The sequence below is a fragment of the Streptomyces sp. NPDC059695 genome, from assembly GCF_042733785.1.
Classification (GTDB): domain Bacteria; phylum Actinomycetota; class Actinomycetes; order Streptomycetales; family Streptomycetaceae; genus Streptomyces.
Map to the genome: position 1 here is coordinate 12,084 of NZ_JBHWFF010000024.1, position 25,903 is coordinate 37,986.

Here is a 25,903-nt window from a genome sequence, read left to right on the forward strand (position 1 = left end):
GCGCGGAGCATGATGGATGCCATGACTACCGAGAGCAAGCACAGCGACACCCCCCTCTGGGAGCAGCGCTTCCGGGCGCCCCGTGTCTCCCTGCCCGAGTGGGCCGAGGAGGCCCCGGACCGCTCACTGTTCGTGTCCAACGCGACCGGGACGTACGAGCTGTACGCGTGGGACCGGACGAGCGGCGGGCAGCGGCAGGTGACGGACCGGCCGAACGGGACGACGGACGGCACGCTGTCGCCGGACGGCGCCTCGATCTGGTGGTTCGCGGACACCGACGGGGACGAGTTCGGGGTGTGGATGCGCCAGCCGTTCGCGGGCGGAGCGGACGAACCGGCCGTGCCCGGCCTCGCCGCGTCCTACCCGGCCGGGCTCGCCATCGGCCGGGAGGGCACGCTCGTGGTGGGCCGCTCCACGGACGAGGAGGGCTCGACGGTCCATCTCGTACGGCCCGGGGCCGCCGCCCCGGTCGAGATCTACCGGCACCGGGAGTCGGCCGGCGTGGGCGACCTCTCCTACGACGGCTCGCTGATCGCGATCGAGCACACCGAGCACGGCGACGCGATGCACTCCTCGCTGCGCGTGCTGCGGGCCTCCGACGCGGGCGTGGTGGCCGAGCTCGACGACACCAAGGGGGGCACGGAGGAGCTGGGGCTGACCGTCCTCGGCTTCGCGCCGCTGGCCGGGGACACCCGGCTGCTGGTCGGACACCAGCGGCGGGGCCGCTGGGAGCCGATGCTCTGGGACGTGGCGACGGGCACCGAGACCGACCTCCGGCTCGATCTGCCGGGCGACGTGTCGGCGGAGTGGTACCCGGACGGCTCGGGGCTGCTGATCGTGCACGGCTTCGAGGCCCGCAGCGAGCTGTGGCGGTACGAGATCGGGACCGGTGCGCTCGTGCGGGTGAACACCCCGCCCGGTTCGGTGTCGAGCGCCACGGCCCGGCCCGACGGCTCCGTGGAGTACCTGTGGTCCTCGGCCGCCGAGCCGCCGGTGGTGCGGTCCACGGCCGGCGGGGTCGTCCTCGACCCGCCCGGCCCGAAGGCGCCGCCGTCGGTGCCCGTGGAGGACGTGTGGGTGGACGGCCCCGGCGGCAGGGTCCACGCGCTCGTGCAGCGCCCCACGGAGGGCGAGGGCCCCTTCCCCACGGTCTTCGAGGTGCACGGCGGCCCCGCGTGGCACGACAGCGACGCCTTCGCGTCGGGCCCGGCGGCCTGGGTGGACCACGGGTACGCGGTGGTGCGGGTCAACTACCGGGGCTCCACGGGATACGGCCGGGAGTGGACGGACGCGCTCAAGCACCGGGTCGGCCTGATCGAGCTGGAGGACATCGCGGCGGTCCGCACCTGGGCGGTGGCGAGCGGCCTCGCCGACCCGGAGCGCCTCGTGCTCTCCGGCGGCTCCTGGGGCGGCTATCTGACGCTGCTCGGTCTGGGCACCCGGCCGGACGACTGGGCGGTCGGTCTGGCGGCCGTGCCCGTCGCGGACTACGTCACGGCGTACGAGGACGAGATGGAGGCCCTCAAGGCGCTGGACCGGACCCTCCTGGGCGGCTCGCCGGAGGAGGTGCCCGAGCGGTACGCGGCCTCGTCGCCGCTGACGTACGTGGACGCGGTCAAGGCCCCGGTGCACGTGTCGGCGGGCGTCAACGACCCGCGCTGCCCGATCCGGCAGATCGACAACTACGTCGACCGGCTCGCGGCGCGGGGCGCGGTCCACGAGGTGTACCGGTACGACGCGGGCCACGGCTCGCTGGTGGTGGAGGAGCGGATCAAGCAGGTCGCCCTGGACCTGGACTTCGCGGCGAGACACCTGGGGACCCGGGCGTCGGGCCGCTGATCCGGCTTGCGTACCGTGGGGGGCGTGTACCGGTTCCTGAGAACACCCCGCTGGTGGGGGATCAACGTCTTCGTCCTCCTCGCGATCCCGTTCTGCGTGTTCATGGGGACCTGGCAGCTCGGGAAGTTCGAGGACCGCGTCGACTCCCACCGGGAGGCCGAGGAGCGGCCCGCCGCGAGCTCGCTGAAGGCCGAGCCGCTGGACGCCCTGCTGCCGGTGGACAAGGAGACCTCGGGCCGGTCGGCGCAGGCGCGCGGCCGGTTCGGGGAGCAGTTCCTGGTGCCGGACCGCGAGCTGGACGGGCGGACCGGCGCGTACGTCCTGACGCTGCTGAAGACCGACGGCGGCCGGGCGCTGCCGGTGGTCCGGGGCTGGCTCCCCACGGGCGCGAAGGCCCCCGCCCCGCCTTCCGGCGAGGTGTCGGTGGTGGGCGCGCTCCAGGCCTCGGAGAACCCGGGCACGAAGGGCGTCCACGCGGCGGGCGGGCTGCCTGAGGGGCAGCTCGGCATGATCAGCGCGGCGTCCCTGGTGAACGTGGTCACGGACGACGTCTACGACGCCTGGATCACCCTCGCGGACTCCCCCGCCGGGCTCACGCCGGTCCCGGCGGCGGCCGCGGCGGGCACGGGCCTGGACGCCAAGGCCTTCCAGAACCTCGGCTACACGGCGGAGTGGTTCGTCTTCGCCGGCTTCGTCGTCTTCATGTGGTTCCGCCTCTTCCGCCGCGAGGCGGAGGCCTCCCGCGACGAGGCCCTGGGCCTGTAGGACCGGTTTGCCGGGCCCGTTCGTCAGGACGGGTCCGGCGCGGCGGGCCAGCCGGGACACCCGTCACCCGTCCGTCAGCGCCCGTTCGCCGGGGCCTCAGGGGGCCTTGGCGGGGCGGTTCAGGAGGTGGCCAGGAGCCCGGTGCGGAAGATCGTGCCGGCGCAGGCGTTCGGGATGACCGCCGAGGCCGTCGGGCCGCCCGGCTCCGCCGTGTGGCTGACCACGACACTGCCGTCCGCCGGGTCGCCGTCCGCGCGGACCAGCTGGGGCGCCACGTCGGCGCCCGCGCCCTGCTCCGGGCTCGTGCCCGGTCCGGTGCCGGTGCCGCCGGAGTCGGTGCCCGTGCTCGGGTCGGGGCTGCTGGTGCCGCCCGACGGAGTGGCCGTCGGCTCGGGCGGGGTGGCCGTCGGCTCGGGCGGGGTGGTCGGCGTGGGGGGCGGGGTGCCGCCGGTCGTCGGGCAGGTCTCGCTCGGCACCCAGACGAACCTCACCTCGTAGCTGCCGTTCGGCTTGAGGACGAGCGAGGACGCCTCCTGCGAGGGGTCGGGCAGCCCGCCGCCGTCCCCGGAGGTGTGCCGGGCGATCGTGATCTTCCCCGGGTCCGCGGCGCCGCGGGCCTCGAAGCCGACGAGGCCCGCGCCGTCCACGAGGCAGTCCTGGCCCGAGACGTTGGCGATCCGGAAGGTGCCGTACACCTTGCCGTCGGCCTCGGGGCCGCCGGCCTGGGCCGCGGCGACGCCGAGCTGGCCGGGGACGCAGCGCGGGGTGGAGTCGGGGTCGCCGCCCAGCGTGGCCCGGGGGCCCCCGCCGGAGGCTCCGGTTCCCGGGCGCTCCGGCTTGCCCGAGGTGCCGTCGGCCGCGCCGGGGCTCGGCGAGACGCTGCTCGCGGGGGCCGTGGAGCTCTGGCCGCCCTCGATGCCGGTCTCGGTGCCGGTGCCGCCCTGGGCCTGCTCGCCGTGGCCGGCGTTCACGGGGTTGGCGGCGGAGAGGCCGCCCGAGGCGGCGACGTGCACGAAGGCGGGGACGGCGGTGCCGATGAGGACGGCGGCGGCCGCGGCGCCGACGATGGCCTGCCGCTTGCGGGCGCGGCGCGCGGGCACGGCGCGGCGCAGGTGCTCCAGCGAGCCGAGGGAGGGCTCCAGGTCGCCCACGGCGTCCTGGAACAGCCGCCGCAGCGCGAGCTCGTCGCCGCCCTCTCCGGGGCCGGGCTCGATCTTCACCATGCGCTGTCCACTCAGCTCGTCACGTTCATCACGTTCATCACGTTCATCCAGGGCGTCAGGCTCCTCGGACGCGGCACCGACCGCGGACGCCGCCTCGGGCGTCACCCCCGGCGCGACGCCGGGCGTCACCTCCGGCGCCGTCCCGGGCGTCGCCAACGGCTCCGTCTCCCCAGCCGTCGCTCCGGCCGTCCCTCCGGGCGTCTCCGTGACATGGCTCTCGGGGACGTCGTCGCCGTCACGGTTCTCGTGGGCCACGTCGTCCCCGCCGGGTGCCTGGCTCATGTCGTCGCTCCCATCGCGACGCGCAGCGCCGCGATGCCCCGCGAACCGTACGCCTTCACCGAGCCCAGGGATATTCCGAGCGTCTCGGCGACCTGAACCTCGGTCATGTCGGAGAAGTACCGCAGGGCGAGCACCTCGCGCTGGCGCCGCTGGAGGCCGCGCATCGCCTTGATCAGGTCCTCGCGCTCCAGCTGCTCGTACGCCCCCTCCTCCGCGCTGGCCATGTCCGGCATCGGCTTGGACAGCAGCTTCAGTCCGAGGATGCGGCGGCGCAGCGCGGACCGGGAGAGGTTCACGACGGTCTGGCGCAGGTAGGCGAGCGTCTTCTCCGGCTCACGGACCCGCTTGCGGGCCGAGTGCACGCGGATGAAGGCCTCCTGGACGACGTCCTCGCAGGAGGCCGTGTCGTCGAGGAGCAGCGCGGCGAGACCGAGCAGCGACCGGTAGTGGGCGCGGTAGGTCTCGGTCAGGTGGTCGACGGTGGTGCCGGCGGCCGGGACGGCGTCGGCGCTCTTGCGGGGCGACGGGATGCCGTCCACCCCGCCGGTGCGCGATCCGGTGGGCACGGGAGCGATCACCGGCATGCCGCCGAGTGCGCGCGGCCGCCTGAGCGGACGGGCCGCCGAGCCGCGTACGGGGACGACGGCGCCGCTCCGCACGGGGAGCACCGCCGGGCCCGCGCCGCGCAGCGGGGCGATGGTCGCGATGTCGAGTACCTCTGCCACGCCTGTTGGACACGCTTCCCCCCGACAGGGTTGTACGCGTACGCCACCCTTTTCGACGGCGAGTTGTTCGTCCTCATGCGTAACCGTTCTCCCCCGATGCCCCGCTTTCGGCGTGTCCCGCGCCACACGGTCGTGGGTGCACGCAGAGACGCGCCCCGCCCAACTCTGGTTGCAGTACGGGGAAAGTGCATCGTCGACCACGGCATCGCCGCAGTTCAAGAGGTATCTGACGCCTTTTTGCTCACAGGACGTTCACAGATCCCACAAATCCGTGACAAGCGATTCCGCGATCTGCAGGGCGTTCAGGGCCGCGCCCTTGCGGAGGTTGTCGGCGCAGACGAAGAAGTCGAGCGCGCGCTCGTCGTCGAGGGAGCGCCGGACCCGGCCGACCCAGGCGGGGTCGGTGCCGACGACGTCGGCGGGGGTGGGGAAGTCGCCCGCGGCCGGGTCGTCGTAGAGGACGACCCCCGGCGCGGTCGCCAGGACCTCGTGGGCGCGTGCGACCGGGACGGGGTGCTCGAAGCGCGCGTGGACGGAGACGGAGTGGCCGGTCACGACGGGGACGCGCACACAGGTGGCGGCGATCCGGAGGCCGGGCAGGCCGAGGATCCGACGGGTCTCGTCGCGGACGTGCTCCTCCTCGGAGGAGGCGCCGTCGGCGCCGGGCGTGCCGGACCAGGGGAGGACGTTGAGCGCGAGGGGGCCGGGGAAGGGTCCCGTGTTCTCGCCGACGGCCCGCCGTACGTCGCCGGGGTGGGTGCCCAGGTCGCCGGCGGCGGCCACCAGGCCGAGCTGGGCGCGGAGCGCGTCGACGCCGGCCTGTCCCGCGCCGGCGCCGCTGGCGGCCTGCTGGGCGGTGACCACCAGTTCGGCGATCCCGAACTCGGCGTGGAGGGAGCCCACGGCGACGATCAGCGCGAGGGTGGTGGAGCCGGGTCCGGCGACGATGCCCCGGGGGCGTACGCGCGCGGCGTGCCCGTTGAGCTCGGGGACGACGAGCGGTACGTCGGGGTCGGCGCGGAAGGCCGCGGAGGTGTCCACGACGACGGCGCCCTTGGAGACGGCGACGGGCGCCCAGCGGGCGGCGACGTCCTCCGGCACCAGGAAGAGCGCCAGGTCGACGCCGTCGAAGACCTCCTCGCCGAGCGCGAGGATCTCGCACTCCTCCCCGCGCACGGCGGCCTTGGAGCCGGCCGAGCGCGGGGAGGCGACGAGGCGTATCTCGCCCCAGACGTCCGCGTGGTGCGTGAGCATCTGGAGCATCACCGAGCCGACCGCCCCGGTCGCTCCCACGACCGCGAGCGTCGGCTTCGGGGTCATCGGCCGGTGCCTCCGTAGACGACGGCCTCGTCCGAGTCGCTGTCCAGACCGAAGGCGGTGTGGACGGCGCGCACGGCCTCGTTGACGTCGTCGGCGCGGGTGACGACCGAGATGCGGATCTCGGAGGTGGAGATCAGCTCGATGTTCACGCCCGCGTCGGACAGCGCGCGGAAGAAGTCCGCGGTGACGCCCGGGTTGGTCTTCATCCCGGCGCCGACCAGGGAGATCTTGCCGATCTGGTCGTCGTAGCGGAGCGAGTCGAAGCCGATCGCGGTCTTCGCCTTCTCCAGGGCGTCGATGGCCTTGCGGCCCTCGGCCTTGGGGAGGGTGAAGGAGATGTCCGTGAGACCGGTGGAGGCGGCCGACACGTTCTGCACGATCATGTCGATGTTGATCTCGGCGTCCGCGACGGCCCGGAAGATGGCCGCGGCCTCGCCCGGCTTGTCCGGCACGCCGACGACGGTGATCTTCGCCTCCGAGGTGTCGTGGGCGACACCCGAGATGATGGCCTGCTCCACCTTCTGGTCCTTTGCGTCGGAGAGCGGTTCGTTGCTGACCCAGGTGCCCTGCAGCCCCGAGAAGGACGAGCGTACGTGGATCGGGATGTTGTAGCGGCGCGCGTACTCGACGCAGCGGTGCAGCAGCACCTTGGAGCCGGAGGCGGCGAGCTCCAGCATGTCCTCGAAGGAGATCCAGTCGATCTTCTTCGCCTTCTTCACGACGCGCGGGTCGGCCGTGAACACACCGTCGACGTCGGTGTAGATCTCGCAGACCTCGGCGTCGAGCGCCGCGGCGAGCGCCACGGCGGTGGTGTCGGATCCACCGCGGCCCAGCGTGGTGATGTCCTTCTTGTCCTGGGACACACCCTGGAAGCCGGCGACGATGGCGATGTTGCCCTCGTCGAGGGCGGTGCGGATCCGGCCCGGCGTGACATCGATGATGCGCGCTTTGTTGTGGACCGAGTCGGTGATGACACCGGCCTGGCTGCCCGTGAAGGACTGGGCCTCGTGGCCCAGGTTTTTGATCGCCATGGCCAGCAGGGCCATGGAGATCCGCTCTCCCGCGGTCAGCAGCATGTCGAACTCACGCCCGGCAGGGATCGGGGATACCTGCTCGGCGAGATCGATCAACTCGTCCGTCGTGTCGCCCATCGCGGAAACCACGACGACCACCTGGTGGCCGTTCTTCTTGGCATCCACGATCCGCTTGGCGACGCGCTTGATGCCTTCGGCATCGGCAACGGAGGAGCCTCCGTACTTCTGCACGACAAGGCCCACGTGCGCTCCTCGCTCAGTCCGTGTCACAGCCGGTGCTGCGATCGGCTCAGTCTATCGAGGGACCCGGAAACACCAGGGTGATATCGCATCCTGAGACACGGTGCTCGCGGAGTGATCACTCGGGGCTCGCGGGAGAGGGATCGGCCGGGCCCGTCGGCGAACGGTCGGCCGTCGGTCGGCGATCTGTCGGTGGGCCCCGCCAGGGTGGAGCCACGGACAGCACCGAGCAGAGGAGCCGATCATGGACCAGACCCTGGTGGACCGGATGCGCGCCTACCTGGCCGCGGGCCTCGCGATGGACGTCGAGGCACTGGACGCGACGTACGACCCCGCCTTCGAGAACGTCCGCTGCGACGAGGAGGGCCGGACCGTGACCCTCTCGAAGGACCTGTTCATGGGCCGGTTCCGCGCCCTGAAGGCGCGGGGCGTGAGCATCGGGGAGTCCGTCGACGACGCGACCTTCCTCACGACCAGCACGTACGACACGTACGGCTCGGTCGTCATGCGCCGTGTGAAGGACGGCCTGCCCGTGCTCTACACCTTCGTCTCGCGCCGCGCCCCCCACGGCGGCTGGGGGACGCTGTTGCGCGAGTTCACCTACGAGAAGGACATCAGCGCCCTTCTGAGGCTCACTTCGTGACGGGTCCGCCGCGCAGCCCCAGCGGGGTGCCGATCTCCTCCAGCATCACGCGGCCCGCCTCCTCCGCGAGGTCGTCCTCCGTGAGGTCCTCGTCCGTGTCGAGGCCGTCGAGGGCCGCGAGGGGCTGGTCGAGGCGGACGTGCGCGACGAGGGACTGGAGGGCGCGGAGGGTGGCCGAGGCGGTCGGGCCCCAGTTGGAGAAGTACGAGAACTGCCACCACCACAGCGCCTCGCTGGTGCGGCCCGCGCGGTAGTGGGCGAGGCCGTGGCGCAGGTCGGTGACGATGTCGGCGAGGTTGTCCGAGATCCGGGCCGGCACCGGGGCCTTGCGCGGCTCGTACGGGTCGAAGACCTCGGAGAAGACGTCCACCGGGTCCAGCATCACCGCGAACCGCTCCCGCAGGTCGTCGACGTCCGGCTCCGGGCCCGTGTCCGTCTCGTACCGCTCGTCCGGGACGATGTCCTCGTGCGCGCCGAGCCGGCCGCCCGCCAGGAGCAGCTGGGAGATCTCCAGGAGCAGGAAGGGCACCGCGCTGTCGGGCTCGTCGCCCTTGGCGACCTCGGTCGTCGCGACGATGAAGCTCTCGATCGAGTCGGCGATCTGGACGGCGAAGTCGTCCGGGTCCTGCGTGACGGAGTGCAGTGTGGCGTCAGACATCGAGGAGCCTCCCTGAGAGAGCGCGGGCGAGCGCGCCGACCCTGTCGTCATACATCTAGCAGCCTCCGCCCCTCGAAGGCACGGCCGAGGGTCACCTCGTCGGCGTACTCCAGGTCGCCGCCGACCGGGAGGCCGCTCGCCAGCCGCGTCACCCTGAGGCCCATGGGCTTGATCATCCGCGCCAGGTACGTCGCGGTGGCCTCGCCCTCCAGGTTCGGGTCGGTGGCGAGGATGAGCTCGGTGACCGTGCCGTCCGCGAGGCGCGCGAGCAGCTCGCGGATGCGCAGGTCGTCCGGGCCGACGCCCTCGATCGGGCTGATCGCGCCGCCGAGGACGTGGTACCGCCCGCGGAACTCGCGCGTCCGTTCGATCGCGACGACGTCCTTGGGCTCCTCGACGACGCAGATGACCGTCAGGTCGCGGCGCGGGTCGCGGCAGATGTTGCACTGCTCCTGCTGCGCCACGTTCCCGCAGACCGCGCAGAACCTGACCTTCTCCTTGACCTCCAGGAGGGCGTGCGCGAGGCGCCGGACGTCCGTGGGCTCGGCCTGGAGCACGTGGAAGGCGATCCGCTGCGCGCTCTTGGGACCGACGCCGGGCAGCCTGCCCAGTTCGTCGATGAGGTCCTGAACCACGCCTTCGTACAACGCCTGCGCCCTTCTCGGAAGTGCTTGATTCTTACGGTAGTGGCTGGAAGCGACCCTTAGAAGGGGCTCTCACCCGAGGGTCCCGGCGGGGGCTCCCGGCCGGGGGCTCAGAAGCCCAGGCCCGGCATGCCGCCCATGCCCTGGGCCAGCGGGCCGAGCTTGGCCTGCTGGAGCTGCTGCGCGTTGTCGTTGGCCGCCTGGACGGCGGCGACGATCAGGTCGGCCAGCGTCTCGGTGTCCTCGGGGTCGACCGCCCTGGGGTCGATGACCAGGCCTCGGAGCTCGCCGGAGCCGGTGACGGTCGCCTTGACCAGGCCGCCGCCGGCCTGCCCGTCGACCTCGGTGGCGGCGAGCTCGGCCTGCGCCCGGGCGAGGTCCTGCTGCATCTTCTGGGCCTGCTGGAGGAGCTGCTGCATGTTGGGCTGGCCACCACCGGGGATCACGGTCACTCACTCCTGCTGGTCGGAACGCCTGGTCGGACGTCCGGGTCTCCGGAACGTCGGTATCCCGAGCCTACGTGCTCCTCGACCGGGGTGCCGACGCAACTCTTTCGAGTGAGAAACTGCGGGCTCCTCTACCTGATCAAGACCCTCTTGCGGGCGGAAATCCCGGGATTCCGGGCCCGCCGCCCACCATTCGGCGGTAGGAAGGGCAGGCACCACGTGCACCGCACGTCACAGAAGGACACGCGCGCTGAGCTGAACAGAGGAGTCCCCCGGTGAGCCAGCAGCCGGAGATGCAGCCACCGGGGAGCCCCGGAGGAGACGTCACCCGCGATCTGACCGGTACGCCGTTCCCCCTGGGCGACTGGGGCGAGCCGGCCGAACGGCTCGACGAGCTGTACCGCTGGGTCGAGTCGAACGCCCTGCGCACCGCCGAGTGGTACCTCTCCGACCGCGTCTGGAAGCGCCGCAGCGCCCGGATCCTGCGGCTCGGCACGGCCGCCGGGGTGATCGCCGGGGCGGCGCTGCCGCTGCTCGACCTGACCGGCGTCGCCGAGGGCACCGCGGGCTGGGGCTATCTGTCGCTGCTGCTCGGTGCCGCCTGCCTGGCCTGCGACCGCTACTTCGGCCTCACGTCCGGCTGGATAAGGGACGTGGCGACCGCGCAGGCCGTGCAGCGCCGTCTCCAGGCGCTCCAGTTCGACTGGGCCTCGGAGAGCGTCCGGGAGGTCCTGGGGCCCACCGAGGGCACGGCCAGCGAGGCCGCCGAGCGCTGCCTCGGGGTGCTGCGCCGCTTCTCGGAGGACGTGACGGAGCTGGTACGGGCGGAGACCGCGGACTGGATGGTCGAGTTCCGCTCGGGTCCGGCGCCGCTGGCGCTCCAGTCGGTCGGCGTGGTCCCCGCCAGGTCGGAGAGCTCCCACCCGTCCGGGCGCTTCCCGCTGCCGCCGGGCACCCGCCCGAACATGCCGCGCCAGCGCCCCCCGGAGGCCCGCTAGGCGGGCCTCCGGCGCGCGCGGGAATCAGCTCAGGATGATCATCGAGCCCTGGGCCAGGCTCCGGGTCGCCGCCGCGTGCAGCCCCAGCCACACGTGCCGCTCCCGGGCGAAGGGGTGGTTCTCGTACGGCACCGCGGCCGGCTCCTCCAGGGTGGTGGGCCGGTCGGGCGGCTGGGGGGCCGGCGGCGGGTTCGCCGGGTCGATGCCGATCCAGGGCGCCACGAACTGCAGCTCGCGCAGGAGTCCGTAGGAGGAGCCCAGCGGCCCGCCGCCCTCCAGGAGCTCGTCGTTGGCGAGCGGCACCGGGAATTCCACGGGCACGTACGCGCCCGAGTGGTCGTAGTGCCAGACCAGGTGGGACTGCTGGGCGGTCGCCTCGAACATCTCCAGGAGCTGCTCGTAGTCCCCGCCGAGCTCCCCGACCGGCTCGACCGGCAGCCCGCACATCCCGAGCAGGTAGGCGCGGCGCAGGAAGTGCAGGGCCTCGTAGTCGAAGCCGGCCACCGGGGCGACGTCGCCGGAGAGCCCCGGCATGTACGCGTAGACGGGCACGGTCGGCATGCCGGAGGCGCTCAGGACGGCGTCATAGGCGGCTATCTCTTCGGCGAAGGGGTTGTCGGGGCTGTGGCACAGCACGTCGACGAGGGGGACCAGCCACAGGTCACAGGCCAAGGGAGGCTCGCTCTCCGTCAGTTGCAGGGACGGCCAGGGTAGTCGGCTCGGCCGACGACGCCCACCCGCTGACCACCTGCCCCGGGAGCCGGGCGCTCAACCCGGCGCCGGGTCAGCTCAGGGCCCTGGCCTCCAGGCGGTCGGCCCATTCCAGCGAGTGCGCGTTGTAGTCCCGTACGACCTGTACGGCCGCGTCGGCGTCGCCGCGGGTGATCGCGTCGACGAGGTCCACGTGTCCGTTCCACAGCCAGCCGAGGACGTCCCGCTCGGAGCGCAGGTAGGGCACGGAGAAGACCCAGGCCTGGACGCGGAGCCGGTGCAGGAAGTCGGCGATGTGGTCGTTGGCGGAGACCAGGCGCCCCAGCTCGCGCCAGTAGCGGATGTCGTAGCCGATGAGGATGTCCAGGTCCCCGGCGCGGGCGGCGCGGGCGGCGGCCTCGCCCCGGCGGCGCACGGAGACGAGCGCGACCCCGATGCCGTGGTCGGGCTCCGGGGGCACGGTCCGCGGCGCGTGGCGGCGGAAGATGCCGTCGACGACGAGCATCCGCGCCTCGACCATGCTCCGGTAGTCGGCGATCGAGTACTGGTGGACCCGGAAGCCGCGGTGCTGGTCGGAGTCGAGGAGGCCCTGCGCGCAGAGGTCGACGAGGGCTTCGCGGACGGGTGTCGCGGAGACGCCGTACTGCTCGGCGATCTGCTTGACGGTGAATTCCTCGCCCGGCTGGAGACGGCCTGCGAGCACCTCGTCACGGAGCGCGTCCGCGATCTGCTGTCGCAAGGTGTTGCGAGTGACAGCTCCGCTCGCGGGCATGGGTCGGCCCCCTCCGTCCGGCTCCGGACACCCTAGTCCAGACGGAGAGGACCTCCCCGTTTCGCTGCTAGACGGTGTGTTCGTCGGCCACCGAGAGGGCCGCGTCCAGGGCCGCCAGGCCCTCCTTGGCCTCGGCCTCGGAGACGTTGCAGGCGGGAACGGCGTGGGTGCGGTTCATGTTCACGAAGGGCCACAGGCCCTGCTTCTTCGCCGCGGCGCCGAAGGCGGCCATCGGGGCGTTGGCCTCGCCGGCCGCGTTGTACGGGACGAGCGGCTCGCGGGTCTCCCGGTTCTTGACCAGGTCGAGCGCCCAGAAGACGCCCATGCCGCGGACCTCGCCGACGGACGGGTGGCGCTCGGCGAGCTCGCGCAGGCCGGGGCCGAGGACGTTCTCGCCGATGTGGGCGGCGTTCTCGACGACCTTCTCGTCCTCCATCACCTGGATGGTGGCGACGGCGGCGGCGCAGGCCAGCGGGTGACCGGAGTAGGTCAGGCCGCCGGGGTACGGGCGCTTGTCGAAGGTGGCGGCGATCTCGGCGCTGATGGCGACGCCGCCGAGCGGCACGTAGCCGGAGTTCACGCCCTTGGCGAAGGTCATCAGGTCGGGCACGACGTCGAAGTGCTCGGCGGCGAACCACTTGCCGGTGCGGCCGAAGCCGGCCATGACCTCGTCGAGGATGAAGACGATGCCGTACTTGTCGCAGATCTCGCGGACGCCGGCGAGGTAGCCGGGCGGCGGGGTCATGATGCCGGCGGTGCCGGGCACGGTCTCCAGGATGATCGCGGCGACGGTCGCCGGACCCTCGAACGCGATCGTGTCCTCCAGGTGCTGGAGGGCCCGCGCGCTCTCCTCCGCCTCGGTGGTGGCGTAGAAGGGCGAGCGGTAGAGGAACGGCGCCCAGAAGCGCACGACGCCCGCGGTGCCGTTGTCGGAGGCCCAGCGGCGCGGGTCACCGGTCAGGTTGATCGCGGTGGAGGTGGCGCCGTGGTACGAGCGGTAGGCGGAGAGCACCTTGGTGCGGCCCGTGTGCAGACGGGCCATGCGGACGGCGTTCTCGACGGCCTCGGCGCCACCGTTGGTGAAGAAGATCTTGTCCAGGTCGCCCGGGGTGCGCTCGGCGATGAGGCGTGCGGCCTCGGAGCGGACGTCCACGGCGAAGGCGGGGGCGAAGGTCGCGAGCTTCCCGGCCTGCTCCTGGATCGCGGCGACGACCTTGGGGTGCTGGTAGCCGATGTTCGTGTAGACGAGACCGCTGGTGAAGTCCAGGTAGCGGTTGCCGTCGTAGTCCCAGAAGTACGAACCCTCGGCGCCGGCCACGGCGAGCGGGTCGATCAGTCCCTGTGCGGACCAGGAGTGGAAGACGTGCGCGCGGTCGGCGGCTTTGACGGCCGCGCCGGCCTGGGGATCGGGTTCGACATGAGGGGTCATGGGTCGAGGGTAAGGAACCGCAGGTGGGACCGGCCATGGCCATCTTGTCCACCGAGACCGGGGCGGACGCGACACGTTGCTCTACCGGCTCTCCCCCCACCCCATCATTGACAGCATGCTGTCGACATGACAGTCTCCTGTCATGGGAACCGAGACTGACACCACGACCGTTCATCTCGCCGTCTACGACACCCTCGCCGACTGGGAGACCGGCCACGCCACGGCCTGGCTCGCCCGCGCCGGCTACACGATCCGGACCGTCGGCCCGGCCGCCGGTGAGCCCGTCACGACCCTCGCGGGGGTCCGGATCGTCCCCGACCTCGCCCTCACCGACCTCGACCCCGCCCAGAGCGCCCTGCTGATCCTCCCGGGCGCCGAGAAGTACGACGAGGGCGACGAGCTCGCCCCCTTCACCGCGAAGGCCCGCGCCTTCCTCGACGCCGGGGTCCCGGTCGCCGCGATCTGCGGGGCCACGGCCGGACTGGCGAAGGAGGGCCTGCTCGACGACCGCGCGCACACGAGCGCGGTGTCGTTCTACCTCGCCGCCACCGGCTACAAGGGCGCCGACCACTACGTCGACGCGGACGCCGTGCGGGACGGGGACCTCATCACGGCGGGCCCGACGGAGCCGGTCGCCTTCGCGCGCGAGATCTTCGCCCGGCTCGGCGCCTACGAGGGCAAGCGGGACGCCTGGTACCGCCTCTTCCAGCACTCCGACCCGGCCGCCTTCGCCGAGCTGAACGCGTGAGCCGCGAGCAGCAGGACGCCCTCTCCCGCACTGCCCTGGGCGTCTTCCGCCTCAACGGCCAGTTCCTCGCCGTGTCCGAGAAGCTGGCCGAACCGGCGGGCCTCACCGCCGCCTGGTGGCAGGTCCTCGGAGCCGTGCTGCCCGAGCCCCTGCCCGTCGCCGGGATCGCCCGCGCCATGGGGATCACCCGGCAGAGCGTCCAGCGCGTCGCCGACCTCCTCGTACGGGACGGGCTGGCCGCCTACGCGCCGAACCCGGCCCACCGGCGCGCGAAGCTCCTCGCCCCCACGGAGGCCGGACGGGCGGCCGTCCGCCGCATCGACCCGGGCCACGCGGAGCTCGCGGCCCTGCTCGCACGCGAACTGGGCGGCCAGGAGGCCTTCGACGAGACGGTACGGATCCTGGAGCGGCTGTCGTCGGCCCTGGAGACGGTGAGCGAGCGCTACGAGGGGTCGCCGGCGCGCGACTGAACCCTCAGGGCGCCGTGAACAGTTCGGTGACCGCGCTCCGCAGCAGCAGCGGGTGGACGAAGCGGTCCGGTTCCGTCGGCGGGAAGCGCCACGCCAGGGGCCAGGTCCTGCCCGTCAGCGCCGGGACCGGTACGTAGCTCACATGGGCCGGTCCCGCGTTGAACCGGGTCACCCCGCGCGGCCACGGCCGACGGGCCGTCGAACCGGGCGGCACGAGGAAGTAGACGCCCCGCCGTCCGTTCGCCTCGGTGACCACGGGCCCGGGGTCTCCCCCCGTCAGCGCCTCCATCCAGTCGGCGAGCCGACGCCCTTCGTCACCGTCGACCCGAACGGCGTCGAATTGTACGCCCGCCTTACGGAGTTGGAATCCGGAAACAGGAATCCAACTGGCCATCACTTCCCGATTCTCTGCATTCACAGGACCATGTTCCCGTGTCGACGCTAGCGTTTTCCACGACTGCGACGGGCGCGTCGGCAACCCCTTGACCTGCGCCAACACGCCCTCCACGCAGTCGAATTCGGCGGGGAGCAGTTGAGACCGGTTGAGATCGGTTGAGTCCGAATGGGGAGCGTGAATGGCGCGAGCGGAGAACAAGGAAACGGTCGGTCCTGCGGCCAGGATGGCGGCCGCGGTGGCGAAGAGATTGCGACAGAAGAAGGGCTGGACGCAGGAGTACCTGGGAAGTCAGACGGGCTTCACGGGCGCGGCGATCAGCGCGATGGAACGGCTCGTCCACCCGGTCAGCGACGACATGCTGGTCCAGCTGGAGCGGGGGCTCGGCGGCGGCACGGGCATCTTCGAGGAGATGCGGGAGCTCGTACGGCTGGAGAAGCTGCCGGAGCTGTTCCGCGACTACGCGCCGATCGAACAGAAGGCTGTGGCGCTGTGGTTGTACGCCAACCATGTCGTCCACGGGCTGTTCCAGACGGAGGCGTACGCGCGGGCGCTGATCGCGGGAGGTCACCCGGAGCCGACTCCGGAGCGGGTCGAGGAGCTGGTCGTGGGCCGGATGGCCCGGAAGCGGCTGTTCGACCGGAAGCAGGTGTGCGAGATCGAGCTGATCCTCGACGAGTCGGTGCTGAGGCGGCCGATCGGAGACGAGGAGGTCATGCGGGAGCAGTTGGCGTACCTGGCGGAGTGCGCCCGGAGGAGCAGCGTGAACCTTCAGGTGCTTCCACTGGACGCAGGACTGGGAGGCAAGTACGCGGGCGATCGGGGTGATCTGAACATCGTCGAGACCCCGGAGCATGACCACGTGACCTACCTGGAGATCCAGGGAGAGAGCCTGCTGATCACCGACCGGGCCAAGGTAAGTGTCCACCGGCAGAGGTATGCGAAGATCCGGGCACAGGCCCTGGATCCGCGCAGGTCTCTGGGCTTCATCGAGGAGTTGGCGGGAGTACGGAGATGAACGACACCCTGCACTGGTTCAAGTCCAGCTACAGCGACAGCGGTGGCGGCAACTGCGTAGAGGTGGCCACCTGCGCCCACGCCGTCCACCTCCGGGACTCGAAGGTGCCGGACGGCCCCACGTTCACCGTGGAGCCGTCCTCGTGGAGCGCGTTCCTGGCCTGGCAGGACTGACCGTCAGCAGGACAGGTTCGACCCCGCGGGCACGCCCAGGATCTGGGTGAACTGCTGGTACTTGGTGACCCGGCTCTGGACCTGGGCCGGGTTGCCGCCGTTGCACTCAAGGCTGCCGTTGATCGCCCAGATGGTCTGGCCGAAGCCGGCGCCGTTGACCATGGCGTTGTGGGCGGTCATCGTGCCGGGGCCGTTCTGGGTGTTCCAGTACCAGAGGCCCGTCTGCATGGCGACGGCCGGATCCTGCTCGACCTTCCAGGGGTTGTTCAGCAGGTCGATGCCGAGGGCGTCACCGGCGGCCTTGTAGTTGAAGTTCCAGGACAGCTGGATGGGGCCGCGCCCGTAGTACGCGGCCTGGCCGGCCGGGCAGCCGTAGGGCTGGTTCGCGTCGCAGTAGTGGGGGTAGTTCGCGGTGTTCTGCTCGACGATGTAGTAGAGCCCGCCCGTCTCGTGGGAGACGTTCGCGAGGAAGGCCGCGGCCTCCTGCTTCTTCACCGTGTCGCTGCCGGTGTTGGCGAAGCCGGGGTACGACTTGAGGGCGGCCACGAGGCCCGCGTACGTGTAGAAGGGGTTCCGGCTCGGGAACATCTGGTTGAACTGGGCCTCGGAGACCACGAATCCGCCGCCGGCCGGCGGGGTGGTGGGCGGAGTGGTGCCCCCGCCGCCGCAGACGCCCTGGTCGGCCCAGACGCCCCACTCACCGGTCGTGCCGGGGGTCTCGTTCTGGGTCCACCACTTGGCCTGCCAGTTGTGGCCGTTGTGAGAGGCCGTCATCCCTCCCGTGTAGACGGCGGAGGAGTTCCACGCGGCGGCGCAGGCGGCGGCGGCGCCGGCGGAGGCCGTGGGGAGGAGGAGGACGGCGAGTCCGACGGCCGTACAGAGTGCGGCCAACGAGGTGAACAGCCTTCGCAGCATGCGAACTTCCTTCCGGGTGGGGCCGGGTGGAGCCGGATGGGGAAGCCCAGCGAAGCGCGATTGGTCTGGACCTGTCAAGGTCCAGACCAGAATGAAGGCGCCCCGGCCGACGGAGCGCCTTCATTCCGGACGGCCGCGTCCGCTATGCGGCCAGCCGCACCGAAAACTCCTTCGCCAGGGACTCGGCCGCCGCCAGGGACTCCGTCCGGGAGGCCTCGAAGAGCGGGACGAGCCCGGACATGGCCGGGACGTGCGGGGCCAGGGTCAGCTCGGGGACGATGAAGGTGACGTCCAGGCCGAAGAGCTCGGCGAGGGTCAGCCGCAGGTAGCTCTCGACGTAGTCGTTGCCGAACTGCGGGGTGCCCTCACGGTAGGAGCCGCCGCGGGAGGTGACGACGACCGCCCGCTTGCCGGCGAGCGTGGGGTTCTCGGTGATCGAGGTGCGGCCCACCATGAAGACGTGGTCCAGCCAGGCCTTCAGCGTGGAGGGGATCGTGTAGTTGTACATCGGCGCGCCCAGCAGGATCACGTCCGCCCGCTCGGCCTCCTCGATGAGCCTCCCCCGCAGCTCGAACGCGGCCCGCTCCTCCGGCGACCGCTCGGCGGGGGCCGTGCCGCCCGCGTAGTAGGCGGCGGCCTCCAGGTGGGGAATCGGTTCCGCGGCGAGGTCGCGGTAGATCACCGTCCCCTCGGGGTGCTCCGCCTCCCAGGCCGCGCGGAAGGCGGCGGTGACGGCGCGGGAGTGGGAGTTGTCGCCGTTGAAGGAGGTGTCGATGTGCAGCAGCGTGGCCATGGGGGATCGTCTCCTGAGTCGCGGTTCTCGCCGGCCCCGCTCTCCGGGTCGGTGAGAAGAAGACTGCTTCCTCAACCAAAGTTGAGGTCCAGCCCCTGTGACTCAGATCACGATCCCCCGGTCGTCATCCGCTCAGATCATCAGGACGATCCGGCCCGGCCTGTGGCCCGCCTCCGCCCTGCGGTGCGCCTCCGCGACCTCCTCCAGCGGCATCACGTCGGCCACCCGGGTGACCAGCTCCCGGTCCGCCACCTTCCGCAGGTTCTCCGCGAGCCGGACGGCGTCCGGCTTGGCCCGTACGGCCTCGACACGGATGCCCCGCTCGGCGACCGGAACCCGGTCGGGCGCGATCGCGGCGAACGCCCCGCCGTCCTTCACCACCGGGAGGAGGGCCTCGCCGATGATCCCGCCGTCGAAGACCGCGTCCACGCCGTCCGGGTCGCCCGCGCGCACCTTGGCGACGATGTCCTCCGGGACACCGCGCGGGACCACGTGGTCCGCGCCGAGCACTCTCAGTTCGGGCTCGTCACCCTCGTGGGCCACGGCCACGACACGCAGTCCGGCGGCCTGGGCGAGCTGGACCGCCACGCGGCCCACCACCGCGCTCGCACCGGTCACGAGCAGCGTCGCCCCCGCCGGGAGGGCGAGCCGGTCCAGGCCCTGCTGTGCGGTGGCCGAGGCCAGCGGGAGGGACGCGGCCACGGTGAAGTCCACCTCGTCGGGGATCACCGCCAGCCACTCCGGGTCGGCCCAGATGGTCTCGGCGTACGTCCCGTCGCCCGTCAGCATCTCGAACCAGGGCACGAAACCGGCCACGCGGGTGCCCACGGGCAGGCCGGGCGCCTCATCGAGCAGCTTCCCCGCGAAGTCCGTCCCCAGCACGAACGGGGGCTTGAGCGGGCCGACCGCGTCGGCGTACAGGCCCGCGCGGATCCGCAGGTCCGCCTGGTTCACTCCGGCCGCCTTCAGGCGCACCCGCACCTTCCCCGGCTCGGCCCCTGCCTCCGGTTCCGGCCGGCGGGCCATCCTGAGGACCTCGGGTCCGCCGTAGGCGGTCACTTCGACGACGCGCATGGGGTATCTCCTCAGACGGAAGGCCCCCTCGTCGCCATTACACCCACGCTCCACAGCCCCCAGCAACCCCTGTCGGTCCACCTGAACGAACGGAGAAGTCCAGGTGGCCGCCCGCTACGCCGCCCCCGCCCTCGTACAGGCGTCCGTACCGTCCCGGCCATGGAGTGGATAACCGCAGAGAACGTCATCGCCGTGGGGACGGCACTCGTCGGTGTCCTGGTCACGCTCGCCGTCGTCTGGATCGACCGGTTCTCGCCCCAGCGCAAGCGGCTCGGCTACCGCGTGCAGCTGAACACGCCGCTCCACCGGGAGGAGAGCCGGGACGCCGAGGTCACCACCGTGCGGGAGGGCCAGGTGGTGGGCATCGCGCCGCCTACCGACGGGTCCACGCTCGTCCTCCTCCGCATCGAGAACGACCGCGAGCTCGACATCGGCTCCGACGACTACGGGGCCGCCGCCGAGCCCCACGGCCTGCGGATCACCTTCGCCGAGCGGACCGTCCAGGGCGTCGTCGCCACCATCCCGGCCGCCTGGGACTCCGTACGGGAGGACCTGGAGCGCTCCCCGACCCTCGGCCGGAACGGCAGCGCGGTCCTCGTCCCCAAGGTGGCCCTCGAACGCGGCCAGTACTTCAAGCTGCTCGTCCAGCTCTCCGGCGGTGTCGCCGACAAGGACATCAGGATCGTCGGGAGCATCCAGGGCGGCTCCATCCGGCGCAACCGGAGCATCACGCCCGACGAGAAGCCGCCCAGGTTCAGCCCGACCTCCCGGACCGTCACCGTCGTCCTCACCGCCTGCGTCATGGCCCTCGCCGCGATCATCGTCCGCGAGCAGACCCCGCCGCCCATCGGCTGCGCGCGGGGCACCCTCACCGTCACCGGCTCCACGGCCTTCGCGCCCGCCCTGCGGGAGGCGGCACGGCAGTACGAGAAGGACTGCGAGGGCTCCACCGTGGCCGTGGACGTGCACGGCTCCACCGCCGGCATCCGGGAGCTCGCCGAGGCGGGAGCGAAGGCGGGGAAGGCGTCGCCGGCGGTCGTCGCCCTGTCCGACGGGCGGAAACCGGGCGGCTTCCCGGAGCTGCGGGAGCACATGGTCGCCGTCTCCCTCTTCACCCTCGTCCTCAACGACGAGATCCCCGTCGACGGCCTCACCCTGGAACAGGTCCGCGCCGTCTACCGGGGCGGGATCCGGAACTGGAGCGAGCTGGGCGGCCCCGACCGCCCGGTCCTGCTCGTCAGCCGGGACGCCAACTCGGGCACCCGGGAGGTCTTCCAGCGCCGGGTCCTCGGGCACAACGAACCCGCCAACTCCTCCCGGGACTGCGAGCACGCGGACGACCCCACGGCGCAGGTGATCCGCTGCGAACTCGACTCCACCGAACAGGTCCTGGCCACCGTCGCCCGGCTCCCCGGAGCCATCGGCTACACCGAACTCCGGGCCGGCGACGGCCGCAAGGGCCTGCACCGGATCTCCGTCGACGGCCACGGGCCCGCCGTGGACGAGCTGGGCACCTCGCCCTACCCCTACCGGGAGATCGAGTACGCCTACACCTGGGGCGTGCCCAGGGCCGACTCCCTGACCTCCAGCTTCCTCACCTACCTCCGGTCCGGGCGCGGCCAGGACGTCATCAGCGCCCACGGCCACCTGCCCTGCGCCACCCCGAAGGGCCTGAAGGTCTGCGGGGAGGGCTGAGCCTTCCCCGCAGACGGCCGACTTCGCCGTCTGGCATGCTCTGGCGACGTGGAGTCATTGAACGCGGAAGATCCGGTCAGCGTCGGCCCGTTCCGTCTGATCGGCCGCCTCGGGGTCGGCGGGATGGGCCGGGTCTTCCTGGCGCGCTCGGCCGGCGGGCGGACCGTCGCGGTCAAGGTCGTGCACGCCGAACTGGCCGCGCAGGACGAGTTCCGGCGCCGGTTCGCCCGTGAGGTCGCCGCGCTGGAACGGGTCGGCGGCACCGGCACCGCGCCCGTCCTCGGCTCGGACACCACCGCCGACTCGCCGTGGGTCGCCATCGGGTACGTCCCGGGCCCCTCGCTGCGGACCGTGGTCGGCGACGAGTTCGGGCCGCTGCCGCCCGCGACCGTACGGGCCCTGGCCTCGGGCCTCGCCCGCGCCCTCGACCACATCCACACCGCCGGGCTCGTCCACCGCGACCTCAAGCCGTCCAACGTGCTGCTGACCGTCGACGGGCCCCGGATCATCGACTTCGGCATCGCCCGCGCCGTCGACCACGTCGCCGAGGGCGGCAACCTGACCACCACCGGGGCCGTCGTCGGCTCCCCCGGCTTCATGTCGCCCGAGCAGGTCCGCGGCGACCAGGTCTCGCCCGCCTCCGACGTCTTCTGCCTCGGGTCCGTGCTCGTCTACGCGGCGACCGGCCGCGCCCCCTTCGGCACGGCGGACAGCGGCGTCCACGCCACGATGTTCCGCATCGCCCACGACGAGCCCGACCTGACGGACCTCCCGCCCGAGCTCTCCGGACTCATCCGGGCCTGCCTCGCGAAGGACCCGGCGGCCCGGCCCACGGCCACCGAGATCGTCGAGACGCTCCCGGTGGCCGACCCGTGGCTCCCGGCGGACGTCCTGGCCCGGCTCGGACGGCACGCGGCGCGGCTCCTGGAGGCGGAGGGGAGCACGGATCCCGGGGGCGGCGAGCAGGGCGGCACGACCGGGACCGGGGCGGCGGGGACGGGGGCGACCGCGGGGGCCGCCGCCGGGACGGGTGCCGGTACCGCGCCCGCCGCGCCCGCCGCCACGCCCCGGCGCCGGGGCCGTACCGCCCTCCTCGCCGCCGTCACGGCCCTCGTCGTCGTGGCGGCGGCCGGAGCCGCGTCCACGTACTGGCCCCGGGACGAGGGCACCGGAGGCACCGCGGACGGCCGGAAGAACGGCACCTCCGCCCGTCCCGCCGGGATCGTCCCGGCCGCCTTCCTCGGCGCCTGGGAGGGCGTCCTCAAGGGCTCGGCGAGCGTCCCGTACGAGACCAGCCGGATCGAGATCACCCAGGGACCCGCCGGATCCAGGGCCGCCGTCTACACCCACGTCACCGGCGAACAGCTGTGCATGGGCCGGGCCACCCTGCTCTCCGCCACCGAGGGCGAACTCGTCCTCGGCGAGGCGGAGATCACCGCGAGCGTGCCCGCCCGGCGCTGCACCCCGGCCGCCCGCCAGACCCTCACCCTGCGCTCGACCGACGTCGTCGAATGGGGCTCCGGCGTCGCCACCAGCACCTTCCGGCGCGTCAAGGCCGGCACGGACGTCGTCCCCGCCGCGTACATCGGCACCTGGAAGCAGGCGCCGGACACGATGAACCAGCCCGACCCCGACCGCTGGTCCTACCGGGTCACCGTCACGCAGGGGCCGGTCGGCGCACCACTCGTCCGCTTCGAGCAGTCGTACCCGCGCATGGACGACCAGGGCAACGCGCTCGCCGAGGACATCGACTGCGCCGCCACCGCCCTCGTCGGCGGCGCGGGCTCCCTCCTCGTCATCGGCCCCGAGACCCGCGACCCGGGCAGCTGGGACCCGGACTGCGTCGAGAACGGCTCCAGCAACCTGCGCATCGTCCCCTACCAGGGCAAGGACAGGCTCCAGGTCTACGGGATGTCGGCGGACGGGGAACCGGCCGAGTTCGTCCGGGACAAGCCCTAACGCGCGAGGAGTTCGAGCGCTGCCCGCACGGAGTCCAGGAGGGGCTGGCCGATGCCGCCGACGGTGGCGGCGACGGCCTGGAGGACCTGGAGCGCACCGCCCCGCCGGTCCGGCACGGCGAGGTCGGTGGTCGCACCGTCGACGGACTCCAGCGCCCCGGCCGGCAGGCTGCCGCGCAGCTCCTCGACGCGCTGGAGCACCACCGCGAGGGCCCGTTCGAGGTCGGGCGGGGCGTGGTGGTGGACGATGCCCCGATTGCCCTGGCCGCCGTGCATGTTCACGACGTCCCCGTAGTAGTGGTCCCCGCTCACTTCGACACCCCCGTGTTGCCGCTGCCGCCGTAGATGTTCACGGCGTCCCCGAAGTAGTAGTTGCCGTAGTTGGTGACCGCCGGCGCGGCCACGTGGGCGTGCAGCTCAGCGTCCGGCTTGTGGATCGCCTCCGCGATCGACAGGACGAGCTCCGTCAACTGCTCGCGTGGCGCGGTCACCAGGGCGGTCGAGAGCCCGTTGGTCTCGACGGCGAGGACATGGTGGGTCGCCGCGAAGAGCACGGCCAGCATCTCGACGAAGAAATAGATCAGCACGCCCCCCACCACGACCATGAGGGGCTCGAGCACGTCGGCGAGATCGCTGCTGCTGCCCCACCCCCTGCTCGACGAGTCCGAGATCCACATCAGGAAGACCAGGACGAGCAGGGTGGACCCGCCGCGCTTCAGGAAGCGCCCGAAGGCCGCTCCCCGACGCGGGGTGAGGTAGAAGGTGTGGACGCGGACGATGTTCTCCAGCGGGTACGCGGCCCCGTGCACCCAGAGCAGGCGCTTGCTGATCACCAGACTCTCACGCGGCGGGGTCCTCGGAGCGGCGGGCGCGGGCGGACGCGAGGGCTTCGGTGGTGGAGGTGACGGTGTTCCCGGCGTTTCCATGCTTCCCCCTGCGCTGGAACGGGCTGGAGCGGAGCCCCATTAACCCCTCAACACCCGAGCCGCACAAGGCGAGTTCAGGCCTCACGGCGTACGACCTCGGCCGCCGCTCGCGCGTAGTCCCGGACCAGCGGGCGGGCGTCGGAGGCGCGCCAGGCGAGGGCGAAACGGCTCGGGGTGACGTCGCGGACGGGGCGGGTGACGACGCCGCCGCGGGTGAGCAGCGACGCGTTCCCCGCGGCGACCAGGCAGATGCCGAGACCGCCGACCAGGGCCTCGTACGTCTCGTCCGCGCTGGCGATCTCGGCGCCGACGACCGGCGCGCGGCCGCCCCGGGCGTCCACGGCCAGCCAGTAGTCGCGGAGTTCGGGCCCGGTGCCGGGCAGCGCGAGGAACGGCTCGTCGAGGAGGTCCGCGATGCCGAGGGCGGCGCGGGCGGCCAGCGGATGGGCCTCGGGGAGGGCGACGAGGCGCGGTTCGGTGGCGACGACGACCCAGCGGAAACGGTCCGGCCCGGCCATCGGCAGCCACACGAACGCGACGTCGCTGGTGCCGTCCGCGAGCCCCGCCGTCGGATCCTCCCAGCCGATCTGGCGCAGCCGGAGCCGGGCCTCCGGGTGCTCCTGGGTGAACCGGGACCGGATCGCGGGCAGCAGCCCGCCGCGCCCCGGGCTGGTGCTCATGCCGACGACCAGGGTCCGCTCCGCGGCCGCCCGGGCCCGCTCCACCGCTCCCCGGCCCTCCTCCCACGCGGCGAGCACGGCCCGCGCGTGCGGCAGCAGGGCCGTACCGACGGGGGTGAGGGCCACGCCCTGCCGGTCACGGTCGAAGAGCGCCGCCCCGAGCTGGCGCTCCAGGGCCCGGATCTGCTTGCTGAGCGCGGGCTGCGAGACGTACAGCCGGGCCGCGGCGCGCGTGAAGTGGAGCTCCTCGGCGACCGCGAGGAAGTACCGCAGCTCCCGCCCGTGCACGTCCATGCCCTCTGGCTATCACGACGGTTCTTGGACAGACAACGTCCCACCGTCCCAAGCTTGTCGGGACAGGGAGAGACCGAGACAAGCAGGGGGAACACGCACATGAGCAAGGTCTGGCTGATCACGGGAGCCAACAGCGGTTTCGGGCGCGCCTTCGCCGAGGCCGCGATCGCCGCCGGCGACGTCGTCGTCGCCGCGGCCCGCCGCACCGAGACCCTGGACGACCTGGTCGCCGCCCACCCCGACCAGGTCGACCCGGTCGCCCTCGACGTCACCGACACGGCCGCGGTCGACCGGGTCGTCGCCGGGCTGGTCGAGCGGCACGGCCGCGTCGACGTCCTCGTCAACAACGCGGGCCGCACCCACGTCGGCTCGGTCGAGGAGACCGCCGACGAGGAGCTGCGCTCGCTCTTCGACGTGCACGTCTTCGGGCCCGCCGCCCTCACCCGCGCCGTCCTGCCCCACATGCGGGCCCGCCGCTCCGGTGCGATCGTGCAGCTCAGCAGTGTCGGCGGCCAGATGTCGATGGCCGGCTTCGGGGCGTACAGCGCGACCAAGTTCGCCCTGGAGGGCCTGTCCGAGGCGCTCGCCGCCGAGGTCGGACCGCTGGGCGTCAAGGTCCTCATCGTCGAGCCCGGCGCCTTCCGCACCGGCCTCTTCGGCAACCACAGCCTCAGCGGTGACGGCATCGCCGACTACGCCGACACCGTCGGCGCCACCCGCGGCTTCGTCGAGACCGGCGGCGGCACCCAGGCCGGCGACCCGGCGAAGGCCGCGGCGGCCGTCATCGCCGCGCTGAACGCCGACGAGACGCCGTTGAGGCTGGCCCTCGGCGACGACTCGATCGACACGATCCTGGGCCACCTGGACCAGGTCCGCTCGGACCTCACAGCCTGGGAGAAGGTCGGCCGGGACACCAAGCTCGACGCCTGACCGCACGGAGAAGGGGGGGCCCCCCCCCCCCCCCCGGCCGGGCGGGCCCGGAGCCACAAAAGCAAAAGCAAGGGTTTTTAGTAGGAAGAAGAGTAGAGCGGGGCCC

At 72.4% G+C, this 25,903-nt stretch carries 29 protein-coding genes; 11 read left to right on the forward strand and 18 right to left on the reverse strand.

What is annotated here, in order from left to right; genetic code table 11:
- Positions 1–12 precede the first annotated feature (12 nt).
- Positions 13–1,839, forward strand: coding sequence for a prolyl oligopeptidase family serine peptidase (locus ACFV2S_RS26900; RefSeq protein WP_385564121.1), 1,827 nt, complete (start codon positions 13–15; stop codon positions 1,837–1,839).
- Between the two features lie 24 nt (positions 1,840–1,863).
- Positions 1,864–2,604 (forward strand): SURF1 family protein, encoded by a 741-nt coding sequence (locus ACFV2S_RS26905; RefSeq protein WP_385564124.1) that lies wholly within the window; start codon positions 1,864–1,866, stop codon positions 2,602–2,604.
- A gap of 119 nt (positions 2,605–2,723) precedes the next feature.
- Here the strand turns inward: ACFV2S_RS26905 and ACFV2S_RS26910 are convergent, their stop codons facing one another.
- From ACFV2S_RS26910 to ACFV2S_RS26925, 4 genes are all read right to left on the reverse strand, one after another.
- Positions 2,724–4,109, reverse strand: coding sequence for a hypothetical protein (locus tag ACFV2S_RS26910; RefSeq protein ID WP_385564127.1), 1,386 nt, complete (start codon positions 4,107–4,109; stop codon positions 2,724–2,726).
- Positions 4,106–4,834 (reverse strand): SigE family RNA polymerase sigma factor, encoded by a 729-nt coding sequence (locus ACFV2S_RS26915; protein WP_385564130.1) that lies wholly within the window; start codon positions 4,832–4,834, stop codon positions 4,106–4,108. Before ACFV2S_RS26915 ends, ACFV2S_RS26910 begins: the two co-directional genes overlap by 4 nt.
- Before the next feature lie 252 nt (positions 4,835–5,086).
- Entirely contained in the window at positions 5,087–6,154 is a 1,068-nt protein-coding gene (locus tag ACFV2S_RS26920) for an aspartate-semialdehyde dehydrogenase (protein WP_385564133.1), read from the reverse strand.
- A complete protein-coding gene (locus ACFV2S_RS26925) occupies positions 6,151–7,431 on the reverse strand; it encodes an aspartate kinase (protein WP_150504890.1) in 1,281 nt (426 codons plus the stop codon). Before ACFV2S_RS26925 ends, ACFV2S_RS26920 begins: the two co-directional genes overlap by 4 nt.
- Positions 7,432–7,672: 241 nt before the next feature.
- Here ACFV2S_RS26925 and ACFV2S_RS26930 point away from each other — a divergent pair, with 241 nt between their 5' ends.
- Complete coding sequence (locus ACFV2S_RS26930; protein WP_385564137.1) at positions 7,673–8,071, forward strand: hypothetical protein; 399 nt, start codon at positions 7,673–7,675, stop codon at positions 8,069–8,071.
- Here ACFV2S_RS26930 and ACFV2S_RS26935 read toward each other — a convergent pair.
- From ACFV2S_RS26935 to ACFV2S_RS26945, 3 genes are all read right to left on the reverse strand, one after another.
- Positions 8,061–8,729 carry a DUF5063 domain-containing protein gene (locus ACFV2S_RS26935; protein WP_385564140.1) on the reverse strand — a complete coding sequence of 223 codons (669 nt, stop codon included), beginning with the start codon at positions 8,727–8,729 and terminating at the stop codon, positions 8,061–8,063. The two genes, ACFV2S_RS26930 and ACFV2S_RS26935, sit on opposite strands and share 11 nt — an antisense overlap.
- A 47-nt stretch (positions 8,730–8,776) precedes the next feature.
- On the reverse strand, positions 8,777–9,376 hold the full coding sequence (gene recR / locus ACFV2S_RS26940) for a recombination mediator RecR (protein ID WP_188271073.1): 600 nt from the start codon (positions 9,374–9,376) through the stop codon (positions 8,777–8,779).
- Positions 9,377–9,483: 107 nt separating this feature from the next.
- Entirely contained in the window at positions 9,484–9,819 is a 336-nt protein-coding gene (locus tag ACFV2S_RS26945; RefSeq protein WP_385564379.1) for a YbaB/EbfC family nucleoid-associated protein, read from the reverse strand.
- A 293-nt stretch (positions 9,820–10,112) separates the two neighbouring features.
- On the opposite strand from ACFV2S_RS26945, the gene ACFV2S_RS26950 reads away from it, so the two are divergent.
- The gene (locus ACFV2S_RS26950; RefSeq protein WP_385564382.1) at positions 10,113–10,817 is read left to right on the forward strand and encodes an SLATT domain-containing protein; all 705 of its coding nucleotides are present in this window, start codon (positions 10,113–10,115) and stop codon (positions 10,815–10,817) included.
- Positions 10,818–10,841: 24 nt separating this feature from the next.
- Here the strand turns inward: ACFV2S_RS26950 and ACFV2S_RS26955 are convergent, their stop codons facing one another.
- The 3 genes from ACFV2S_RS26955 to ACFV2S_RS26965 form a co-directional block, all read right to left on the reverse strand.
- Positions 10,842–11,489: a hypothetical protein gene (locus tag ACFV2S_RS26955; RefSeq protein ID WP_383789289.1), complete on the reverse strand. Its 648-nt coding sequence runs from the start codon at positions 11,487–11,489 to the stop codon at positions 10,842–10,844.
- A gap of 112 nt (positions 11,490–11,601) precedes the next feature.
- On the reverse strand, positions 11,602–12,300 hold the full coding sequence (locus ACFV2S_RS26960) for a GntR family transcriptional regulator (protein ID WP_383789287.1): 699 nt from the start codon (positions 12,298–12,300) through the stop codon (positions 11,602–11,604).
- Between the two features lie 67 nt (positions 12,301–12,367).
- Complete coding sequence (locus ACFV2S_RS26965) at positions 12,368–13,729, reverse strand: aspartate aminotransferase family protein (protein ID WP_385564145.1); 1,362 nt, start codon at positions 13,727–13,729, stop codon at positions 12,368–12,370.
- A 142-nt stretch (positions 13,730–13,871) separates the two neighbouring features.
- Between ACFV2S_RS26965 and ACFV2S_RS26970 the strand changes: the two genes are divergently transcribed.
- Together ACFV2S_RS26970 and ACFV2S_RS26975 are read left to right on the forward strand one after the other, a co-directional pair.
- A complete protein-coding gene (locus ACFV2S_RS26970; RefSeq protein WP_385564148.1) occupies positions 13,872–14,477 on the forward strand; it encodes a DJ-1/PfpI family protein in 606 nt (201 codons plus the stop codon).
- Complete coding sequence (locus tag ACFV2S_RS26975) at positions 14,474–14,947, forward strand: MarR family winged helix-turn-helix transcriptional regulator (RefSeq protein WP_385564151.1); 474 nt, start codon at positions 14,474–14,476, stop codon at positions 14,945–14,947. Before ACFV2S_RS26970 ends, ACFV2S_RS26975 begins: the two co-directional genes overlap by 4 nt.
- Before the next feature lie 4 nt (positions 14,948–14,951).
- On the opposite strand, the gene ACFV2S_RS26980 is transcribed toward ACFV2S_RS26975, so the two are convergent.
- A complete protein-coding gene (locus ACFV2S_RS26980) occupies positions 14,952–15,341 on the reverse strand; it encodes a hypothetical protein (RefSeq protein WP_385564385.1) in 390 nt (129 codons plus the stop codon).
- Between the two features lie 181 nt (positions 15,342–15,522).
- Between ACFV2S_RS26980 and ACFV2S_RS26985 the strand changes: the two genes are divergently transcribed.
- Both ACFV2S_RS26985 and ACFV2S_RS26990 read left to right on the forward strand, forming a co-directional pair.
- On the forward strand, positions 15,523–16,359 hold the full coding sequence (locus tag ACFV2S_RS26985) for a helix-turn-helix transcriptional regulator (RefSeq protein WP_385564153.1): 837 nt from the start codon (positions 15,523–15,525) through the stop codon (positions 16,357–16,359).
- Positions 16,356–16,532 carry a DUF397 domain-containing protein gene (locus tag ACFV2S_RS26990; protein WP_385564156.1) on the forward strand — a complete coding sequence of 59 codons (177 nt, stop codon included), beginning with the start codon at positions 16,356–16,358 and terminating at the stop codon, positions 16,530–16,532. Before ACFV2S_RS26985 ends, ACFV2S_RS26990 begins: the two co-directional genes overlap by 4 nt.
- A gap of 3 nt (positions 16,533–16,535) precedes the next feature.
- On the opposite strand, the gene ACFV2S_RS26995 is transcribed toward ACFV2S_RS26990, so the two are convergent.
- From ACFV2S_RS26995 to ACFV2S_RS27005, 3 genes are all read right to left on the reverse strand, one after another.
- The gene (locus ACFV2S_RS26995; RefSeq protein ID WP_385564158.1) at positions 16,536–17,447 is read right to left on the reverse strand and encodes a glycoside hydrolase family 19 protein; all 912 of its coding nucleotides are present in this window, start codon (positions 17,445–17,447) and stop codon (positions 16,536–16,538) included.
- 142 nt (positions 17,448–17,589) lie between these two features.
- Positions 17,590–18,240 carry an FMN-dependent NADH-azoreductase gene (locus ACFV2S_RS27000; protein WP_385564161.1) on the reverse strand — a complete coding sequence of 217 codons (651 nt, stop codon included), beginning with the start codon at positions 18,238–18,240 and terminating at the stop codon, positions 17,590–17,592.
- A 132-nt stretch (positions 18,241–18,372) separates the two neighbouring features.
- On the reverse strand, positions 18,373–19,314 hold the full coding sequence (locus tag ACFV2S_RS27005; protein WP_385564164.1) for an NADP-dependent oxidoreductase: 942 nt from the start codon (positions 19,312–19,314) through the stop codon (positions 18,373–18,375).
- A 159-nt stretch (positions 19,315–19,473) separates the two neighbouring features.
- On the opposite strand from ACFV2S_RS27005, the gene ACFV2S_RS27010 reads away from it, so the two are divergent.
- Both ACFV2S_RS27010 and ACFV2S_RS27015 read left to right on the forward strand, forming a co-directional pair.
- A complete protein-coding gene (locus tag ACFV2S_RS27010) occupies positions 19,474–21,009 on the forward strand; it encodes a substrate-binding domain-containing protein (protein ID WP_385564167.1) in 1,536 nt (511 codons plus the stop codon).
- Positions 21,010–21,057: 48 nt separating this feature from the next.
- Positions 21,058–22,968: a serine/threonine-protein kinase gene (locus ACFV2S_RS27015; RefSeq protein ID WP_385564170.1), complete on the forward strand. Its 1,911-nt coding sequence runs from the start codon at positions 21,058–21,060 to the stop codon at positions 22,966–22,968.
- On the opposite strand, the gene ACFV2S_RS27020 is transcribed toward ACFV2S_RS27015, so the two are convergent.
- Genes ACFV2S_RS27020 through ACFV2S_RS27035 form a run of 4 tightly spaced genes read right to left on the reverse strand, consistent with a single transcriptional unit; the run spans position 22,965 to position 24,867 of the window.
- The gene (locus ACFV2S_RS27020) at positions 22,965–23,279 is read right to left on the reverse strand and encodes a hypothetical protein (protein ID WP_385564173.1); all 315 of its coding nucleotides are present in this window, start codon (positions 23,277–23,279) and stop codon (positions 22,965–22,967) included. The genes ACFV2S_RS27015 and ACFV2S_RS27020 overlap by 4 nt on opposite strands.
- Entirely contained in the window at positions 23,276–23,800 is a 525-nt protein-coding gene (locus tag ACFV2S_RS27025; RefSeq protein ID WP_385564176.1) for a DUF6232 family protein, read from the reverse strand. Before ACFV2S_RS27025 ends, ACFV2S_RS27020 begins: the two co-directional genes overlap by 4 nt.
- Before the next feature lie 7 nt (positions 23,801–23,807).
- A complete protein-coding gene (locus tag ACFV2S_RS27030; RefSeq protein WP_385564179.1) occupies positions 23,808–23,933 on the reverse strand; it encodes a hypothetical protein in 126 nt (41 codons plus the stop codon).
- A 34-nt stretch (positions 23,934–23,967) separates the two neighbouring features.
- Positions 23,968–24,867 carry a LysR family transcriptional regulator gene (locus tag ACFV2S_RS27035; protein ID WP_385564182.1) on the reverse strand — a complete coding sequence of 300 codons (900 nt, stop codon included), beginning with the start codon at positions 24,865–24,867 and terminating at the stop codon, positions 23,968–23,970.
- 99 nt (positions 24,868–24,966) lie between these two features.
- Between ACFV2S_RS27035 and ACFV2S_RS27040 the strand changes: the two genes are divergently transcribed.
- Complete coding sequence (locus ACFV2S_RS27040; protein WP_385564185.1) at positions 24,967–25,797, forward strand: oxidoreductase; 831 nt, start codon at positions 24,967–24,969, stop codon at positions 25,795–25,797.
- The last annotated feature ends 106 nt before the right edge of the window (positions 25,798–25,903 follow it).

Coding starts and splice junctions, on each gene's coding strand:
- ACFV2S_RS26900 (WP_385564121.1), top strand. CDS start 13: ATGGATGCCATGACTACCGAGAGCAAGCACAGCGACACCCCCCTCTGG.
- ACFV2S_RS26910 (WP_385564127.1), bottom strand. CDS start 4,109: ATGAGCCAGGCACCCGGCGGGGACGACGTGGCCCACGAGAACCGTGAC.
- ACFV2S_RS26920 (WP_385564133.1), bottom strand. CDS start 6,154: ATGACCCCGAAGCCGACGCTCGCGGTCGTGGGAGCGACCGGGGCGGTC.
- ACFV2S_RS26930 (WP_385564137.1), top strand. CDS start 7,673: ATGGACCAGACCCTGGTGGACCGGATGCGCGCCTACCTGGCCGCGGGC.
- ACFV2S_RS26935 (WP_385564140.1), bottom strand. CDS start 8,729: ATGTCTGACGCCACACTGCACTCCGTCACGCAGGACCCGGACGACTTC.
- ACFV2S_RS26950 (WP_385564382.1), top strand. CDS start 10,113: ATGCAGCCACCGGGGAGCCCCGGAGGAGACGTCACCCGCGATCTGACC.
- ACFV2S_RS26960 (WP_383789287.1), bottom strand. CDS start 12,300: ATGCCCGCGAGCGGAGCTGTCACTCGCAACACCTTGCGACAGCAGATC.
- ACFV2S_RS26965 (WP_385564145.1), bottom strand. CDS start 13,729: ATGACCCCTCATGTCGAACCCGATCCCCAGGCCGGCGCGGCCGTCAAA.
- ACFV2S_RS26970 (WP_385564148.1), top strand. CDS start 13,872: ATGGGAACCGAGACTGACACCACGACCGTTCATCTCGCCGTCTACGAC.
- ACFV2S_RS26980 (WP_385564385.1), bottom strand. CDS start 15,341: ATGGCCAGTTGGATTCCTGTTTCCGGATTCCAACTCCGTAAGGCGGGC.
- ACFV2S_RS26985 (WP_385564153.1), top strand. CDS start 15,523: ATGGCGCGAGCGGAGAACAAGGAAACGGTCGGTCCTGCGGCCAGGATG.
- ACFV2S_RS26990 (WP_385564156.1), top strand. CDS start 16,356: ATGAACGACACCCTGCACTGGTTCAAGTCCAGCTACAGCGACAGCGGT.
- ACFV2S_RS26995 (WP_385564158.1), bottom strand. CDS start 17,447: ATGCTGCGAAGGCTGTTCACCTCGTTGGCCGCACTCTGTACGGCCGTC.
- ACFV2S_RS27000 (WP_385564161.1), bottom strand. CDS start 18,240: ATGGCCACGCTGCTGCACATCGACACCTCCTTCAACGGCGACAACTCC.
- ACFV2S_RS27005 (WP_385564164.1), bottom strand. CDS start 19,314: ATGCGCGTCGTCGAAGTGACCGCCTACGGCGGACCCGAGGTCCTCAGG.
- ACFV2S_RS27010 (WP_385564167.1), top strand. CDS start 19,474: ATGGAGTGGATAACCGCAGAGAACGTCATCGCCGTGGGGACGGCACTC.
- ACFV2S_RS27030 (WP_385564179.1), bottom strand. CDS start 23,933: ATGGGGCTCCGCTCCAGCCCGTTCCAGCGCAGGGGGAAGCATGGAAAC.
- ACFV2S_RS27035 (WP_385564182.1), bottom strand. CDS start 24,867: ATGGACGTGCACGGGCGGGAGCTGCGGTACTTCCTCGCGGTCGCCGAG.
- ACFV2S_RS27040 (WP_385564185.1), top strand. CDS start 24,967: ATGAGCAAGGTCTGGCTGATCACGGGAGCCAACAGCGGTTTCGGGCGC.